General features: G+C 67.9%; 14 protein-coding genes and 1 pseudogene. 9 read left to right on the forward strand and 6 right to left on the reverse strand.

What is annotated here, in order from left to right:
- Nucleotides 1-333 precede the first annotated feature (333 nt).
- From LWF15_RS24375 to LWF15_RS24390, 4 genes are all read right to left on the reverse strand, one after another.
- Entirely contained in the window at nucleotides 334-1041 is a 708-nt protein-coding gene (locus tag LWF15_RS24375; protein ID WP_232813239.1) for a class I SAM-dependent methyltransferase, read from the reverse strand.
- 133 nt (nucleotides 1042-1174) lie between these two features.
- Complete coding sequence (locus LWF15_RS24380; RefSeq protein WP_232813240.1) at nucleotides 1175-1504, reverse strand: hypothetical protein; 330 nt, start codon at nucleotides 1502-1504, stop codon at nucleotides 1175-1177.
- A 27-nt stretch (nucleotides 1505-1531) separates the two neighbouring features.
- Nucleotides 1532-1861 (reverse strand): hypothetical protein, encoded by a 330-nt coding sequence (locus tag LWF15_RS24385; RefSeq protein ID WP_232813241.1) that lies wholly within the window; start codon nucleotides 1859-1861, stop codon nucleotides 1532-1534.
- Nucleotides 1858-2190 (reverse strand): hypothetical protein, encoded by a 333-nt coding sequence (locus LWF15_RS24390; protein WP_232813242.1) that lies wholly within the window; start codon nucleotides 2188-2190, stop codon nucleotides 1858-1860. The genes LWF15_RS24385 and LWF15_RS24390 overlap by 4 nt, the downstream gene beginning before the upstream one ends.
- A 523-nt stretch (nucleotides 2191-2713) precedes the next feature.
- Here LWF15_RS24390 and LWF15_RS24395 point away from each other — a divergent pair.
- From LWF15_RS24395 to LWF15_RS24405, 3 genes are read left to right on the forward strand one after another with little or no spacing between them, the layout of a single operon-like run.
- On the forward strand, nucleotides 2714-3085 hold the full coding sequence (locus tag LWF15_RS24395) for a helix-turn-helix domain-containing protein (protein ID WP_232813243.1): 372 nt from the start codon (nucleotides 2714-2716) through the stop codon (nucleotides 3083-3085).
- Nucleotides 3067-3561 carry a DUF5753 domain-containing protein gene (locus tag LWF15_RS24400; protein WP_232813244.1) on the forward strand — a complete coding sequence of 165 codons (495 nt, stop codon included), beginning with the start codon at nucleotides 3067-3069 and terminating at the stop codon, nucleotides 3559-3561. Before LWF15_RS24395 ends, LWF15_RS24400 begins: the two co-directional genes overlap by 19 nt.
- On the forward strand, nucleotides 3558-3770 hold the full coding sequence (locus LWF15_RS24405) for a DUF397 domain-containing protein (protein ID WP_232813245.1): 213 nt from the start codon (nucleotides 3558-3560) through the stop codon (nucleotides 3768-3770). Before LWF15_RS24400 ends, LWF15_RS24405 begins: the two co-directional genes overlap by 4 nt.
- 328 nt (nucleotides 3771-4098) lie before the next feature.
- On the opposite strand, the gene LWF15_RS24410 is transcribed toward LWF15_RS24405, so the two are convergent.
- Nucleotides 4099-4953 carry a LysR family transcriptional regulator gene (locus tag LWF15_RS24410; RefSeq protein WP_269810746.1) on the reverse strand — a complete coding sequence of 285 codons (855 nt, stop codon included), beginning with the start codon at nucleotides 4951-4953 and terminating at the stop codon, nucleotides 4099-4101.
- Between the two features lie 70 nt (nucleotides 4954-5023).
- Here LWF15_RS24410 and LWF15_RS24420 point away from each other — a divergent pair, with 70 nt between their 5' ends.
- The 3 genes and pseudogenes from LWF15_RS24420 to LWF15_RS24430 all read left to right on the forward strand — a co-directional run bounded on the left by LWF15_RS24420 (nucleotide 5024) and on the right by LWF15_RS24430 (nucleotide 8450).
- Nucleotides 5024-5770, forward strand: coding sequence for an SDR family NAD(P)-dependent oxidoreductase (locus tag LWF15_RS24420; RefSeq protein ID WP_269810747.1), 747 nt, complete (start codon nucleotides 5024-5026; stop codon nucleotides 5768-5770).
- A gap of 214 nt (nucleotides 5771-5984) precedes the next feature.
- Nucleotides 5985-7137, forward strand: a pseudogene (locus LWF15_RS24425) (IS630 family transposase).
- Between the two features lie 218 nt (nucleotides 7138-7355).
- Entirely contained in the window at nucleotides 7356-8450 is a 1095-nt protein-coding gene (locus tag LWF15_RS24430; protein WP_232813248.1) for a CDP-glycerol glycerophosphotransferase family protein, read from the forward strand.
- A 323-nt stretch (nucleotides 8451-8773) separates the two neighbouring features.
- Here LWF15_RS24430 and LWF15_RS24435 read toward each other — a convergent pair whose 3' ends face one another.
- Nucleotides 8774-11677 (reverse strand): hypothetical protein, encoded by a 2904-nt coding sequence (locus LWF15_RS24435; RefSeq protein WP_232813249.1) that lies wholly within the window; start codon nucleotides 11675-11677, stop codon nucleotides 8774-8776.
- A gap of 195 nt (nucleotides 11678-11872) precedes the next feature.
- Here LWF15_RS24435 and LWF15_RS24440 point away from each other — a divergent pair, with 195 nt between their 5' ends.
- The 3 genes from LWF15_RS24440 to LWF15_RS24450 form a co-directional block, all read left to right on the forward strand.
- Nucleotides 11873-12739, forward strand: coding sequence for a S1 family peptidase (locus tag LWF15_RS24440; protein ID WP_232813250.1), 867 nt, complete (start codon nucleotides 11873-11875; stop codon nucleotides 12737-12739).
- Between the two features lie 113 nt (nucleotides 12740-12852).
- A complete protein-coding gene (locus LWF15_RS24445; protein ID WP_232813251.1) occupies nucleotides 12853-13617 on the forward strand; it encodes a helical backbone metal receptor in 765 nt (254 codons plus the stop codon).
- Nucleotides 13618-14248: 631 nt separating this feature from the next.
- Nucleotides 14249-16433, forward strand: a 2185-nt coding sequence (locus LWF15_RS24450) for a putative bifunctional diguanylate cyclase/phosphodiesterase (protein ID WP_232813252.1), incomplete at its 3' end; no start/stop codon positions are given.

Consider the following 16433-nt stretch of genomic DNA (forward strand, 5'->3'; position numbering starts at 1 on the left):
TGTCTCAATGAATTAAACAGGGCGTTTGGCATGATCGGGCGCCGCGGACGATCTGTTTCTTCGCTTGGTCTCGGACGAGTTCTGTGTGATCGTGGGCCGCTAATCCCAGAAGTGCCGACGCGTCCGCCAGATGGCGGCCAGCCTCGGGTGGACGACCGGGCGATGTTCACGGCGATTTGTTCGTTCTGACCATCGGCGGAACGAAGGCGAAGTCAGTGGGAAGGTTGGCCACCGCGTTGCTCAAGGAGTATCTGGGAATACCCGCCTCGAATGCTAAAGGCTAGCGCTGATGCCTCGACCCTGATGGGAGGGTTGGGCGCTCGTCCTGACGTCCTACGCCTGAAACGCAAGGACATCCCCGTCACCAGGAACCGACCGGAAGCCAACCTCCTGCGCCCGAGCCGCAAGGTCGCCTGGGGACATGGCCCGCTGCTCGAACACGTCGTGCCAGACCACCCCACTGTCATGGAACGTCCAGGACCGCGTGGTCAGACGACGCCCGCGCCCGTTCACCGTGGCCAACGTCCTCAGCGTCACTTCTCCCCGACAGGTCTGCATCGTCGCGATCAGTTCAGGACTCTCCCTGACCTCCGGCAAGACGTGGACGACGAGAAGACCTCCCGGCCGTAGATGACCCATGGCCACATCCAGGACCGCGTCGACGTCGTGATCGTCCATCAGGTACGAGAAGCTGTGCCCCAGGATGGTGACGGCGTCGAACTCCATCTCCAGGCTGAGCGTCCGGATGTCTTCCTCCGTCCAGCCGATGAGCGGATACCGCCTCGCCGCGTACAGCAGCAGGTCCGTCTGGAAGTCGACCCCGTGCAGCCTCCAGTTGGGCCGCCGCTGCGCGATCTGGGCCAGGACCCGCCCGGTCCCGCATCCCAGATCCAGGACGTCGCGTGCGGGCAGGTCATCGGCGCCGATCAGCCGTAGGACCCGGTCGGTGTACGACGGGTCGTTCATGAGCTCGTCGAGAAGTTCGGGATCTCGGTACAGGTTGTTGCCCGAACGGACGACCGCGGGCGTATTGAGGCTCAACCTTCAGGCCCTTTCGCTGATCAGGACGACATGTCAGTGCTTTTGGACGATCGGCCGCCTTGGGTTGCCCAGCAACCTTCGGCCCCTTCCGGAGTTGGGAGAAGGCGGGCTGGCGCCCGCCCCGCCATCCGGTTCAGCCGCCGGCTACGAGCCGGGGGCGCGACGTTGTCCCTGCGACCTGGTCGGCGAAGTCAGCTGCCTGCAGGAGCAGCCTGCCCAGGTCCCGGGTCTGCTCGGCATCGAGTTCGAAGGCCTCCCCCACGGTCACACGGACAGGACTGTGATGAAGCGTGATGGGTTCGGCCAGCAGGTTCACGTCGACGCGCTGGGCGACTCGGACCCTGACCAGGTCGTTGCCCGCTCCGGGGACGGTGCCGATGGTCCGCTCATGGTCGATGGCGGCCTCGTCCACGATCGAGGTCCGGCTCCAGCGGTGCCCGCTGTCGTGCAGTCGCTCGCGCATGCTCAGCTCCCTGTTCTTGATGTCATCTCAGACGACGCTGGCCACGCGCGTCAGGGCGTCCCCGCCCAGTTCGTAGGTTCCTTGCCCGTCGACGCTCAGCACGGCCCGGCCGTTAAGGACAGCCCAGAGCAGGTCACCGCAGCGGTAGTCGCCGCCGAACCACAGCCAGGTGATGAACGGCAGGCGCGCCATCACGGCCAGCGGGCGTCCGTCGAGGCAGACGGTGATGTCCTCGCCGCCCATCACAAGCTCAAGCCACACAACGGAAGTCGGCCGGCTGCACACGAGGGCCACCTCAACACGTGTGTGGCCCGTGTAGCCGTCAGGGCGGCGCAGGGCCGACAGGTCAACGGTCACCGACGCACCCCTCGGGGCCACCCCGAAAGGGCTCGGAACATCCGGGCAGGTCCCGCGCGCCCGTTCCGCCTCTGCTGACCCTCAGGCTGCAGGCAACGCCGCGCATGCAGCAGCCCCGGGCCCACGTGGTCGACCGTGCCGATGCCGGGCTGCGCCAACAGGAGCCCTTCCGCGATCTGCGCCTGGGCGAGGGCCGGCTCGTAACTGAGCAGGGCACCCCCGGGCAGATCCCAGGCCTCACGCACGGCAATACCGTTGCGACGCAGGTAGACCAGCAGCTCAGCTGCGGGTACTTCAAGGGGTTGCCGGAGGACCTCGTCGTCATCCATGGCTGCACTCCTCACGTCATCCAACAATCTTGACCAAGGCTTAACCGATTCAAGAACGGCTTTTCCGATCTCAATGGTTGCCGGAGGTCTACGTTGCTGCCACGTCCCGTTTCGGAACGTTGCGCCGAGGCCGTCGGCCTGCTAGCGCGGCATGTCCGGTGCCGGTGTGTCAGTCGTACGGCGAGAGCTGAGGAGGGGAAACGATGAGTCGCAGAACGGAAGCGTTGCTGCCGAAACGTTTACGAACCTGCGGGCAGGGACAAGCGCACCGGCTGATCCGCGCTGATCTTGCTGCGTCCGGAGAACCGTCAGGCCATCCCTCTCGACCCAACGGCCCCACCACCGCTTTCCTCTCCCCCTGCCTGAAGCAGGAGCTTCCGGCCCGACCGGGCCGATCCACCTGCCACCACAGTCCAGCTGCGCAGCCCCGGGGTACAAGGTGGCGTTCGGGCACTGGCCCGAAGGCAGTGACAGGAAGCCACCGCGCGCGTGTCAGTGGCCGCACGACCGCTCGGGAGCGGTCATGACGCAGAGGGCGAGCGCGGCGACCCGGCGCAGGTCGATCGGCCGCCAGCTCAAGGCCGCCCGGGAGACGTTCTTCCCGAACCGTGCCCGCAAGGAGCTTCCGCTGACCGAGGCGGCCGCCGCCCTGCACGTCAGCCCGCGCACCATCCGGCGCCTCGAGGGCGGGGAGGTGAAACCCAGTTACCTGCTGGTCAGCGGCGCCTGTCACCTGTACCGCCTTGAGGCTGAGGCGACCGCGCGCCTGCTCGAGATGGTGGAGCAGGCCGACGAGGACGAGTGGCACGAGAAGTACCGGCAGGACATCACCCGTGGCTGGTCCAGCTCCTCGACCTGGAGGCCGTGGCGGACCGCATGCACGTCTTCGGGGTGAACATCCCCGGCTGGTGCCAGACCCCCGCCTACGCCGCCGCGCTGGCCACCAGCGATCCCCACTACGTCGAGGATCACGACTATGCGCGGCGCCTTGCCGAGATTCGCGTGCACCGTGCGCAGAACGTGTTCGACCGGCGAAACGTTGACGTCTCGGTCGTCGTCGACGAGGCCGCCTTGCTCTGCCAGGTGGGCGGGCCGGACGTCATGCAGCAGCAGCGAGAACACCTGCGCGTCCTGGCGAGGAAAGCCAACGTCGTGATGCGAGTACTCACGCTGGACAGTGGCGCAAGGGCTGCGACGAGAGGCGCCTTCACCTTGCTGGAGTTTAATGATCCTAAAGAACCGGACCTCGCCTACGCCGAGACCTACCTGGCCGGACAGTACTCCGTCAAAACAGCAGTGCTTGCAGAACTGCGGTGGACGTATGACAGGCTGGTCGCACAGTCGGTTCACCTCGAGGAGTACGAACGATGAGCACTGATCGCATCACCTGGGTCAAGGCCGCGGCGTCCGGCTCGTCCGGGGACTGCGTGGAGCTGGGCAGCGATGCCAGTGACACGACCGTCATATACCTGCGCGACAGCAAGAACAAGCAGGGGCCCGTCCTGCGGTTCACACGTTCAGAGATCGCGTCCTTCATCGACGCGGCCAAGCGCAACGAGTTTGACCATCTCGCGCATTGATCATTTGCGACACAACCCCGTAGCACCTGATTTTGAGTACCTAGAGCCGCCTTGAGCTCTCGGCGCTCCAGCACCGCAGATAGCTACGCCGGCACGGGGCTCGTTATCAAGTAACGCGTCCAGCGGCCGATGGCTGACCAGCGACCGCCGCGAGCATCGAGCAAGTGATCGACAGGCTGGAGCGAGCCTGGGCCGCGGCTCGGCTGCTTCCCGTGGCTGGCCCGGCCTCCAACGCCGAGCATCGGCGGAGGCGCGTATGTCACCTGGGCCTCATGCTGAATCGTGCTGTGTAGGGCAAGAGTTGAAGCAATGATGTCTTGTCTCGGGTTCAGGATGCGCAGCCCTGGTGCGGGGCATGGGTGGCGGAGGTTGCGGCGCGGACGAATCCGGCGACTTGGCGGGATGTGGATGCTCGGCGCCAGGCGATCACGAGGGTGACCGGCCCAGCGTCCTCGATCGGACGGCTGACCGTGCCCGGGGGCAGACGATCTCGGACTGATCCCGGGAGCACTGCGACCATTCGGCCCAGTTGGATGAGCTGCAGCAGCTGATCGGTGTCGGTGACGGGATGGCCGGTCACGCCGGGGCGGGCCTCAGGCCAGCGCGGCTGGGGTTCGCCGCGTAGGTCGGCCATCGCCACGGTCGTTCGGGTGGCCAGCGGATGGCCTTGCGGAAGCACGACGACCTGTTCCTCGGTGTGTAGATCCTCGCTGTCCAGACCGCTCAGGTCATTCTGCGGCCGGTGTAGCAGGGCGAGGTCAGCGCGGCCGTCCCGGACCATAGCGGCGCGTTCGCCGGTACTGGAGACGAGGTCGACCCGGACGGCGCCGGCAGTGGCGGCGTAGCCCTTGAGGAGAGGTCGCAGCAGGTCGGAGTCACCGCCGGGCTTGAGGGCCAGGACCAGGCGCGGTGTTGCTTCGGCTGCTCTCTGGGTGTGGCGTACCGCTGCAGCCACCGTGTTCAGCGCGGCGCGGGCCTCCGTGAGGAGCACCTCGCCGGCCGGGGTGAGGCTGACCTCGCGGCTGGTGCGTTCCAGCAGGGTGACCCCTATCCGGCGCTCGATCAGGCGGATCGCTCGGGACAGCGGTGGCTGGGCAATACCCAGCCGGTGGGCAGCCCGCCCGAAGTGCAGTTCCTCGGCGACCGCAACGAAGTAGCGCAGTTCGCGGGTCTCAAGCTCCATACCCTGAGAGTATCGACCGAGATCGAGCTGATCCTGGTCGGGCGGCGGGGGGCGGTGGTCGTCTATGCGCATGAGTGATGAGACGACGATCGCGCTGGTGACCGGGGCGAACAAGGGAATCGGACGGGCCGTCGCGGACCGGTTCGCGGAACTCGGGATGACCGTGCTGGTCGGCGCCCGGGATCTGGAAAGGGGAGCCGCGGCGGCGGCCGAGATCCGCGCAGCAGGCGGTACGGCGTACCCGATCGCCCTGGATGTGACCGACCAGCCCGGGGTCACCGCGACCATCAAGGAGATCGGCGACCGGTTCGGCCGCCTGGACATTCTGGTCAACAATGCCGGCATCGCCGGCGACTTCGGGGTGCAGGCGCCGGGTTCGGCGCAGCTTGACGGGGTGCGGGCGGTCTTCGAGACGAACCTGTTCGGCGTCATGACCGTGACCGAGGCGGCACTGCCGCTGCTGCGCCGCTCGTCCGCGGCCCGGATCGTGAACGTCTCCAGCGGCACCTCCTCGATGACCTGGATGACTGATGCGACCCACTACATGAGCCGGATGCCAGGACTGCTGGGCTATCCCGTGTCGAAAGCCGCGCTGAACATGCTCACGGTTCAGTACGCCAAAGCCCTGTCCCATGAGGGAATCCTGGTGAACGCGGTCGCGCCCGGCGCGACCGACACGGATTTCGCCAAGGGCTTGCCGTACCGGGTGACCCGATCGGCGGCCGAGGGCGCCGCGATCGTGGTGCAGTTGGCCACTCTCGGTCGAGAGTGCCCAACGGGTGGCTTCTTTGACGACAATGGCAAGGTTCCCTGGTAGGCAGAGCGGCAGGCCCATGCCCCTCAGGGGTCAGGAGCCGTCACCAGCTGATCCGTACGCGGGGACGCTCGCGGACCCGCGTGGCTAGCTAGTGCGGTGACCACATAGGTTGCCCGGGTTTGTGACACGCCGGGGCCCAGTCCCGGTGTGATGGCCGTCAGGCCATCACGCTGATCTCTCACAGTCCGAACTGGTGTGAGAGGTGTGGTGCGCGATGGCGGGGCCGGTCAGGGCCAGGCGGTTGAGCGAGGACGAAGGACGCCGGCTGCAGCAGATTGTGCGCCGGGGTAAGCATGGAACGATCCGGATGCGCCGAGCCATGATGATCATGGCCTCGGCTTCCGGGACCCCGGTGCCGGCGATCGCCCGGCTGGTCGCGGCGGACGAGGACACCGTCCGCAAGCTGATCCACGATTTCAACGATCGGGGGCTGGCCTGCCTGGACCCTCGCTGGGCGGGAGGCCGTCCCCGCCTGATCAGTGACGCCGACATCGAGTTCATCGTCACGACGGCCACCACCAGACCGAAGAAGCTGCGTCTGCCGTTCACGAGGTGGAGCATCCGCAAGCTCGCCGCGTATCTGAAAGGCAGCTTCGCCAAGGTCGACCCGGCTATGAAACCGGGACGGCTCATCGTGCTGGAACGTGAACGCCTGCGGCAGGTCCTCAAGGCCCAGGCGATCACGTTCCAGCGGACCCGCACCTGGAAAGAATCACCAGATCCCGAGTTCGAGACCAAGCTGAACCGGATCGAGCACGTCACCACCGACTTCCCGGACCGGTGCTTCGCGTTCGACCAGTTCGGGCCCCTGGCCATCCGCCCGCACCACGGCTCGACCTGGAACCACGCTAAGACACCCGACCGGTTACCGGCGACCTACCGGCGAACCCACGGAATCCGCTACTTCCATGGCTGTTACAGCCTCGGCGACGACCAACTGTGGGGCATCAACCGCCACCGTAAGTCCGGCGCGAACACCCTGGCCGCGATCAAGTCCATCCGGGCGGCTCGCCCGGATGGCGCACCGATCTACGTCATCCTGGACAACCTCTCCGCGAACACCACACCAGCAGTGCGCAAGTGGTGCCGCGCACAACGTCGAGCTCTGTCTGACCCCGACCTACGCGTCCTGGGCCAACCCGATCGAGGCCCAGTTCGGACCCTTGCGGATGTTCACCATGGCCGCCTCGAACTACCCCAACCACGTCGTCTTGGCCCGTGACCTGCAAGCCCACCTGCGCTGGCGCAACGCCAACGCCCGCCACCCAGACATCCTGGCCGCTCAACGCCGCGAACGAGCACGCATCCGTGCCGAGAAAGGCCTGCGCTGGGGCCGACCACGAGGTCAAGCCGCTACCGCGGCCTGACCCGGCCAACGTTCGTGGTCATCGCACTAGCGCTGGCTCTGAGCGTCCCGTCCGTTCCTGTGCTGCCTTTTCGCCAGCAACACGAAGGGTCGTGACTGTCCTGGGCACTCCGCGCCCCTCCGACCCGGCCCTGCCTACGCCGAGGCCCGTCGAACGGCTAGCGTTGACCGACAGCGCAATCTTCCGCGCGGGACGAGCGAGGTGGGGGCAGGAGATCGGTGAGGATCGTCTGGAACGCCGACAACGGCCGCTACGCCGACAACCCGCGGGCACTGTATGAGGCCTGGACCGCCCACGGCCAGGACGGCGTCGACCACCTCTGGCTCGCCTCCTCCCGCCAGGCCGCGACGTTCCCACCCGGCGTGGCGACCGTGCCGATCGGGACGCCGCAGGCCGTCGCTGCGCTCGAGGCGGCGGACGTACTGGTCTCGAACACGCACATCCAGCTCGACCGATGGCGCAAGCGCCCCGGGGCGACGTACCTGCAGACCTGGCACGGAACACCGCTGAAGCGCATCCACCGCGACGCGGCCTACCAACCTCCGGACGACGTCATGGCCGAACTGGACGACGACATCGGCCGCTGGGACCTGCTCGTCACCCCCAGCACCGAAGGCACGCGGCTGCTGCGGGCCGCTTTCGCCTACCCGGGTCGGGTGCTGGAGACCGGCTACCCGCGCAACGACGTGCTGTTCGCGGCCGATCGCGAGGCTCGGAGCGCGCGGGTGCGCGCCGAGCTCGGCCTCCCGCACGGCACCATGGCCGTCCTGTACGCGCCCACTTACCGAGACGACGAGGCCGCGGGGCGCGTCGGGGGCCTCGACGCCCCGCTGGGGCTGGACGCCGAGGCCCTCGCCCGGCGCCTCGGCGACAACGCCGCCGTCCTGCTGCGCCTGCACCACTACATGTACCGCCAGAGCCGGCCTGCGAACGGCAGGCAGGTGCAGGACGTGAGCGCCTACCCGAACATCTCCGACCTGTACCTGGCCGCCGACGTCCTGGTCACCGACTACTCGTCAGCCATGTTCGACTTCGCGATCACAGGCAAGCCAATCCTCGTCTTCGCCTACGACCTTGAGCACTACCGCGACCGGCTGCGCGGCTTCACCCTCGACCTGGAGACGGAGGCGCCTGGCCCGGTCCTGCTCGATCAGGAGGCGCTGACCGCAGCACTGCTTGACCTGCCGGTAGTGGCCGCTGCTCAGGCGGAGCGTTACGCCCGGTTCGTGGAGCGATTCTGCGCTCTGGAGGACGGCCGCGCCAGCGAGCGCGTCCTGCAGGCACTGTGGTCCGGGAGCCTGCCGCCTGGCTGACGTCGCCGCAAAGGCGCGTCCCGAGCTCAAGCCGTCGGACCGTGCGGGTTCTCCGACGTCATTCATCGCGCGAGCTCAGGTAGCCCGGCTTGCGCCCCTCCCCCGTACATGTCGGTGAATCTGGGGCCACTGTCGCCGTCCGGTCCTGCCGCGGCCGTCTCTTGCCGACCGGGCCAGGCGAGGTGCCCCGACATTCCGCCCCCTCGGGCCGCACCGGTGGTCGGTGCACGCAGGGTGGGGGCGAGCAGACGTCCTGGGTGCCCGCCCCCACGCTGCCTTGTGTCGTCGACGGTACGGAAACCCCGTCCCCGGCGACGCTCAGCTCACAGGCGTTGAGGAACCCGAGGGGCCGGCAGGGCCCTGTGGAGATCGTGAGCACTGTCGGCATCGAGTCCCGCCGGCGTCGGGTCCGCACCGAACTTCTTGAGTGCGTCGACGAACTGGATGATGTTCAGCTCGTCGCCCGCAGACGTCTGCGGGTAGCTGAGTGGGGTGCTGCCGTCGATGGGCACGAATTCGCAGAACCAGCCAAGGATCTGGGGGCCGGGCATGTTGATCGTGACGGTGTTTCCTTCGGTCTTGGTGCGCAGCGACGAGGAGTCGCTGTGGGAGGCGGAGGAACTGGAGGCGCTGAAGCACAGGAAGCCGCCACCGACGGCGCTGCGGCTGTCCAGAATCTGCTGCACGGCGTCGGTCTGGGAGGAGTTCATCTCGAACTGCAGTGTGACGTCCTTGGCCACGACGAACGAGACCGGGATGCACGGGAACAGGGCGTCGTTGGCGGTTCCGGGTGCGGCCGGGTCGACCGTCCCGGCGGAGACCGGGACCTGGGAGAGGCGGTGCATGTCGGTGCTCAGCTTGAAGACTCCCGGGTCGAGCCAGGCCCGGGAGACGTCGACCTTCGTGACCTTCATGCCGATCTGGACGGTGGAGTCGGTGCTGAAGTAGCTCTGACTGTTCGTCGAGGACGACGAGGAGCTGGAGCCTCCGGCGGATCCGAAGAAGAAGTCGACGCTCCAGCTGGTCTGGCTGGACAGGCTGGACTGCGAGTGGTCCGAGGACATGGAGCTGGAACTGAACGAGTACTGCAGGTCCATCCAGCGGTCCGCGGCCGCCGAGGGGCTCACTGCTGAGGTGGGCGCCCCGTTGCGGCCTTCCAGCTGATAGCCCCCGGCCAGGTCGGTCACCGCGCTCAGCGCCGCGCTCAGGCCCTTGGCCTTGGCGTCCGAGGTCCCGAGGGCGGCGGACAGCTGGGCGTCCAGGCCTGTGGTGCTGAACGTGAGCTTCTTCAGGGCTGCGCTGACGGCGTCCGGGTCGCTGGCCGTGGGTGCCGTCGTCGGAAAGGGCTCGGTCACGGTGGCCGCCACGGCCTGTGCGGCGGCGTCGCGGGCCTTGGTGGTGTCCTGCCCCAGCGTGGTGTTGACCCAGGTCTGTATCGCGCTGAGCAGGTCGGCGACGGTCGAGGTGCCGGTCCACGCGGCCAGGGCGCTGAGCCCGGTGAGCACGAACTTCTGGGCCGAGGTGCCCGAGCCCTGCCCGAGGGCGGCAGCCACCGCCTTCTTGACCCCGTCCGTCGTGGGGGTGGGGGCCGAGGGAGTAGCCGCGCTCGGTGGTGCGCCCGCGGTGGCTGCGGCGGTCTGCGCATCGGCCCCCGCGGTGTCCAGGGCGTTGGCCGCCGCGACCACGTCATCGGCGCATGCGCTGGTGTAGGCACCGATCGAGGTGAGGAAGAGTGGGTACAGGTCGGCGCTGGTGGTGAGCTGATGCAGTTGGACCAGCCAGGTCTGGGCGTCGGCGGGGGCCGGGACCGCCCGGGCCGCATCGATGATCGACGTCACCGTGGCGAGCGTGCTCTGATCGACGGGAGTGACCGGGACCGGGGCAGGGTTCGGGCTGCTGACGGCCGAGGCCAGCTGGGTCTGCAGGCTGGTGATGTCGGTGAGCTGGGACTGCAGGCGGGCCAGCATGACCGGGAGGTCACCGAACACCTGAGCCTGTTCGGAGGCCAGGTTCATGCCGGCCGTCGACAGGTTCTGGGCGCTGGCGATCAGGGTTGACTGCGCGGTGGCGAGGTCCCGCTGCCCTTGCAGCAGCTTCTGGAAGTCCGCCTGCGACAGGGGGCTTCCCCCGATCTTGGTCGCCTGGGTGGCCACCGGGTTGTCGCCGTTGGCACCGCTGACGGACGCGACCGCCTCGTTGAGTTCGGCGACCGCACCGGCCACGTCGGCGGCCGGGCTGGAGTCGGCCAGGTACATCTGGACGGCGGTGACGGTGTTGGCGGCGTACTGGCCGGTCAGCGCGTTCTGCGCATCCGTGTACCCGGTCTGGGCCGTGCTCAGGGCGCCTGCCGCCTGGGCCAGGGCACCGGTGGTGGGGACCTGGCTGATCAGGGCCTGCACCTGGCTGATGGTGGCCTGCAGGGCCTGTTGCCGGGCGCGCAGCGTCAGGGCGATGAACTGGGGGTCCTTCAGCAGGTCGGTCGGGTTCTGGTCACTGGCCAGGCTGAGGAACCAGTCGCTGGGCGAGAGGTCGACCGGGTAGACGTACCCGCCGCTGGGCGAGGGCAGCCGGACGTCCAGGGTCTGGGTGGCGGCTGCGCTGATGTCGCCGCCCGGCCCCGAGGCCAGGGCGCCCAGGATCGCGTTCATGTCCGAGGGGGAGAACACCGAGACCAGCCTCCCCTCGGCAGCGTCGATCAGCGCCAGCCGGCCTTCGGCCACTCCCTCGTACCATTCGGTGAAGGCCTCCGCGCCCAGCCGGGCCTTCTGCCCGATGACCTCCCGGTCCCACTCCGACTTCGTTCTCAGCCACGACTCGTACAGGGCGAAGTACAGCTCCCGCAGCGTGCCCGAGAACGGTTCGCCCTCCACGGTGGAGTTCTGCGGCGCAGGTGAGTTCACGAATTCGCGCAGCCGGTTCTTCATGGCCGGCATGACCGGGTTGAACTTCGGCACCAGGACACTGAGCGCCTGCAGGAACTGGGACGAGACGTGCTGGCCGTTGCCGCTGCCGGTCACCTGGGCGACATCGAACATCTGGTCCACCAGGCGTGATTCGGCCTCGGCGACGAGGGCGGGCTTGGTCGCCGTGGTGTCGTAGGCGAAATCCGATTGGTTGAGCATGGTTCCGGGAACGGTCATGGTCAGGAACTGGTTGGGGTTGGTTCCGCCGAGGACGGAGTTGAGGCCGGCGTAGATCTGATCGATGACGCCGTTGTTGTCGGTCATGGGGGTCCTTCCGGGGCCGCGGGTGCGATCCCAGGGCCATCGGTTACCCCATCGCACATCTGAATACCCTTTGCAGGTAACCATTTTCGCGCGACAAGCTGCGGCAGGGCCGTACGAGCGAAGCTCGCACCCCATCCGTTGACGTCGACAAACTGCGGGTGCAGCCTGATCCCATTCCCGACCCGAGGGGGCACGATGAATGTGTCAGGCCGCATCACGCAGCTGCTCGCCGCGGACGAGCAGGTCGTCGGCCACAGCCAGCAGACACTCCTGCTGCCCGACGGAAGGGAGGGCATCCGCGTCTACGTCCGCGACGATCGAGGGACGGTTCCCGATCACATCGACGGCCTGCCGGTCCTGGTCGAAGTGGTCGGCCGGGTCGAGCACCACTCGCTCACATCGATCGACCTCACGGCCCAGCTCGGTCTGGACCCTCGCACCCGCACACGCCCTCTGGTCGGCGGAATCTCCGTCTCCCAGTCCCCCCATGCTCCCGGCGACGGAACGCTCGGCTACTTCGTGCGCCGGGCCGACCTACTGCTCCTGCTGACCGCCGCGCACGTGCTGACCTCCCAGGGACAGTCCGTGCTCCAGCCCGGAACCGGGGACGGGGGGACGAACGACGACATGGTCGCCACCACCGACACGAGGGTCTACGACCCGGCGGCCGGCATCGACGCAGCCATTGCACGGATCGCCACCGGCGTGGACTGCACCCTGGACATCAACGGCCTGGGCCCCATCGCGACCACCGGCCCCGCGGCCCTCAATCAGGTCGCCTACAAGTCGGGGCGCACCACCGGCCTCACCGCCGGCATGGTCATCGACACCGACTGCGTACAGACGGTCGGCGGCCAGCAGTTCCAGCACCAGATCGTGGTCGACGCCTTCGCCGCGAGCGGGTTCAGCCAGGGCGGTGACAGCGGCAGCCTGGTGGTCGCCCGCAACACCGCCGGAAAGCTCTTCGCCATCGGCCTGATCACCGGGGGCAGCGGCAGAATCTCTGTTGTCAATCCCATCGGCCCTGTCCTGACCCGGCTGGGTGTGACCCTGGCGGTGTGACGTCCGGCTACATTCCGGCCCGGCGGGGGCCATTCGCCTACGCTCGCTGAAGACCCCCGGTCCTGACCAGGTCCTGACCAAGTACTGACCGAGCCCACACGTGATGATGGGGCATGCCCATCGACGACCTCGGTACCTTCGTTGCCCTGTCTCGAGCGCCCCGGCGCGTCGTATCGCTGGTGCCGTCCCTGACCGAGGCCATCGCCGCCAGTGCCCCGGACGTCCTGGTGGGCGCGACCGACTGGTGCTCTCACCCAGCAGATCTCGACGTACCTCGCGTCCGGGGCACGAAGAATCCCGACCTGGCAGCCATCGCACGCCTGCGCCCGGACCTCGTCGTGGCCAACCGCGAGGAGAACCGGGAACTGGACGTGCGGCGTCTACGCCAGGCCGGCCTGCCGGTGTGGGTGACCGTCATCGAGTCCCTCGCGCAGGCGCTCGACTCGATGGACCGGCTCTTCGCCGAAGCGCTGGCCGCGCCCCGGCCGAAGTGGCTGGCGCAGGCCCGGCAGGCCTGGTCCAGTCCCGTCCTGTGCGGGGACGACGAGGGCCCGGTGGTCGTCGTGCCGATCTGGCGCGATCCATGGATGGTGGTCGGCAGCCGCACCTTCACCGGAGACGTACTGACCCGTCTGGGCGCCCGGAACGCCTTCGGCCTCGCAGCAGACCGATACCCGCATGTGGACCTGGCCGAGATCGACCGCCCGGACATCGACCTGGCGTTGCTGCCGGACGAGCCCTACCGGTTCACGCCCTCGGACGGTCCGGAGGCGTTCCAGCACGTGCAGCCCCGGCTGGTCAGCGGGCGGCTGCTGACCTGGTACGGCCCCTCGCTCCTGGGGGCCAGAGAACATCTGCTCAAGGCGCTCACCGTCTGAGCGCCTTGACCGGCGGCTACGTGCCCTCCGTGAGGAGAACGGACTGCGGCACTCCCTTCCATCAGCGGATCCGGCACGACCTTCTTGCTCTTCAGGGCCCCGCAGGACGCTGAAGCGGCAGCTCTCCCCCACCGCGGCCTCAGGGTTCAGCGCCCTCGAACCGGACCCGAACTCCTCGCACTCGCGGCGCAAATGTTTCTGAACCTGCTCGCGTATCGCTCCTGGCCGCCCCCCAGAGCTGCCGCGGTCTGCTGATCGCTGCCCACCGCGCATTCCCGGCCACTGCGTACGCGCAGTCACGAACCCGCCTGATTGACGTCATCCTGCAAGGCCTTGAGCCCCGCGAGTAAAGCCGAGCACGAGCCCTACCCGGACGCAGCGGGCCGTAAAGGCGACTGGGCCGTCGCGGTGGAGGCCCCCCGTGCTGGACTGGCACCGCTGCCTCGGGCACATCCGCCAGTCTCAAGCCGAACTATGCACCCGTCGATAGGGGTGTATGGAGTCTGCGTCCGCGCGTTCCCCGCGATGGCTCACGGCATCAGTGGGGCTGTGCGGGGTCGCGCTCGTCGCCTTCCCAGTTCAAAGCCTGTTCGAATGGGACAGCGACGCTCAAGCTCGTCTGGTCAACGAAGTGGCACGGTTGCCGGTCTCCGTGCTGACGGCGGTCCTGGGGGTTCGACTGCTCCTGGGCGGCGCGCTGGCCCGGGCGGAACGACGGAGCTGGATCGCGCTCAGTGTGGCCTTCGCCTGCAGCCTGGCCGCCCGTGCGACCTCGTTGTGGCAGGCCGCAAACTCCTACTTGCCGCCCTTTCCCTCGGCGTCCGACTATCTGTACACGCTCTCACTGGCGGCGATCACCATCGGGGTACTGCTGGTGCCCACAGCGCGCCGAAGCCCGGCCGAACGCCTCAAACTGCTGGTCGATGCCCTGATTGTGGTGGCCGGTGCCTGCATGGTCCTGTGGTACCTGGAGATCGCGCCCCTACTGCAGATCCCGGGCGCCGACCTCGAGGTCATCGCCATGGCGACCGCAGTTCCCGTACTCGACCTGCTCCTGCTGTTCGCGCTGGTCATACTCGTACTCCGGCGCTGGGACTACGGGCCCGGGCTGAGCCTCCTCGGGGGATCCGTTCTGCTCAAGGTGGCCACCGACACCCTCTACATCGTGGCCATGGTGCATTTCCAGGTGGTCTTCTCACCCAATGGCTACCCCTTCCTGCTCTGGGCGATAGCGGACTACCTGATGCTGCTCGCCGTACACCGCCGGATCTACCAGGACGACAGTCCGCGTGGCCACGGCCAGCGCCGGCCGGTCTTCAACTGGTTGCCCTACGGGGCCATCGCCCTAGCCTACGGAATGCTGGTCTATGTCGGCCGGGACCAGTCGGTCTACACCCTCGGGGGGATGATCATCGGTGCGCTGGTGCTGACCAGCCTGGTCATCACCCGGCAGGTGATCGCCCAGCGGGAAAGTCACCGGCTGGCCGTCACCGATCCGCTGACCGGCCTGGCCAACCGTGCCCGGATCAACGACCGGGTCGCCGAGATGACCCGGCAGCCGCCGCGCGCAGGCCGGTGCAACGCCTTCTTCCTCATCGACCTGGACCACTTCAAGCCCATCAATGACGCCCACGGGCACGAGGCCGGTGACGCCGTCCTGAAGGCGGTGGCGACCGCGCTGCGGGCGGTGATCCGCTCGGGCGATACCGCGGGCCGTCTCGGTGGCGACGAGTTCGCGGTGGTGCTGCCCGGCCTGCCCAGCCGTGCCGCCGCGGAGGCGATCGCCCAGCGACTGGTCGATGCCCTCTGCACGCCGGTCATCTTCGGCAATCTGCTGCTGAGTGTCGAGGCCAGCATTGGCCTGGCCTTCCAGGACGAGACCACCACCAATCGTCCCGATCTGCTGATCGCTCACGCGGACGTGGCCATGTATGCGGTGAAACGCTCCGGCCGGGGCAGTTACTGCGTCTACACGCCCGAGCTCGACACCCGCGCCCGAGAAGCCGAACTGCTGGCCGCGGTGGCCAATGATGAGCTCGTGGTGCACTTCCAGCCCGTCGTCGCTCTGGCAGACGGACATGAGGAGGCGGTGGAGGCTCTGGTGCGCTGGAACCACCCCACCCGAGGACTACTCATGCCCGGGGCGTTCATCGAGCTGGCCGAGGAGACCGGCGCAGTGGTCCAGATCGGGGAGTGGGTGCTCCGCGAAGCATGCCGGCAGGCTTCCTGCTGGCGGCGGGAGTACCCGGACGCGGGCGATCTTCGCCTCAGCGTGAACTTTTCGGCACGCCAGGTCACTCAGGCGGGGATCGAGAAGACCATTGCGCAGATTCTGGAGGAGACTGGTTTTCCCGCGGAGCTGCTGATCCTCGAGCTGACCGAGAGCGTGGTCCTGCACTCCGACGAGGTGACCGTGGCCCGCCTGAATTCATTGCGCGACATGGGCGTGGCCCTCGCGGTGGACGACTTCGGTACCGGCTACGCGGCTCTGAGCTATCTACGGGTCCTGCCGGTCACCACCCTGAAGATCGACCGCTCGTTCGTCACCGATATCGACGCCGACGCCGACGCGTACGCTGTGACCGAGGCGCTGGTCCGGCTCGGGAAAGCCTACAAACTGCGGGTGGTCGCCGAGGGCGTAGAGACCGCCGAACAGGCCCGGTGCCTGGTCGATATGGGGTGCGACTTCGCTCAGGGATACCATTTCGCCCGCCCCATGCCGGCCGATGCTATCGACGAACGGCTGAGGCTGGCGGGACACACCGTATCGAGGGACGGCGTTGTCCGGGCGGGCAATGCCCACCTCGGGGGCACTC

It is taken from the genome of Kineosporia rhizophila, assembly GCF_021277265.1.
GTDB classification, from domain to species: domain Bacteria; phylum Actinomycetota; class Actinomycetes; order Actinomycetales; family Kineosporiaceae; genus Kineosporia; species Kineosporia rhizophila.

What these genes read in the sequence shown, in the direction of transcription:
- LWF15_RS24380 (WP_232813240.1), bottom strand. Translation starts at nt 1,504, where the DNA reads ATGCGCGAGCGACTGCACGACAGCGGGCACCGCTGGAGCCGGACCTCG.
- LWF15_RS24390 (WP_232813242.1), bottom strand. Translation starts at nt 2,190, where the DNA reads ATGGATGACGACGAGGTCCTCCGGCAACCCCTTGAAGTACCCGCAGCT.
- LWF15_RS24395 (WP_232813243.1), top strand. Translation starts at nt 2,714, where the DNA reads ATGACGCAGAGGGCGAGCGCGGCGACCCGGCGCAGGTCGATCGGCCGC.
- LWF15_RS24400 (WP_232813244.1), top strand. Translation starts at nt 3,067, where the DNA reads ATGCACGTCTTCGGGGTGAACATCCCCGGCTGGTGCCAGACCCCCGCC.
- LWF15_RS24405 (WP_232813245.1), top strand. Translation starts at nt 3,558, where the DNA reads ATGAGCACTGATCGCATCACCTGGGTCAAGGCCGCGGCGTCCGGCTCG.
- LWF15_RS24410 (WP_269810746.1), bottom strand. Translation starts at nt 4,953, where the DNA reads ATGGAGCTTGAGACCCGCGAACTGCGCTACTTCGTTGCGGTCGCCGAG.
- LWF15_RS24420 (WP_269810747.1), top strand. Translation starts at nt 5,024, where the DNA reads ATGAGTGATGAGACGACGATCGCGCTGGTGACCGGGGCGAACAAGGGA.
- LWF15_RS24435 (WP_232813249.1), bottom strand. Translation starts at nt 11,677, where the DNA reads ATGACCGACAACAACGGCGTCATCGATCAGATCTACGCCGGCCTCAAC.
- LWF15_RS24440 (WP_232813250.1), top strand. Translation starts at nt 11,873, where the DNA reads ATGAATGTGTCAGGCCGCATCACGCAGCTGCTCGCCGCGGACGAGCAG.
- LWF15_RS24445 (WP_232813251.1), top strand. Translation starts at nt 12,853, where the DNA reads ATGCCCATCGACGACCTCGGTACCTTCGTTGCCCTGTCTCGAGCGCCC.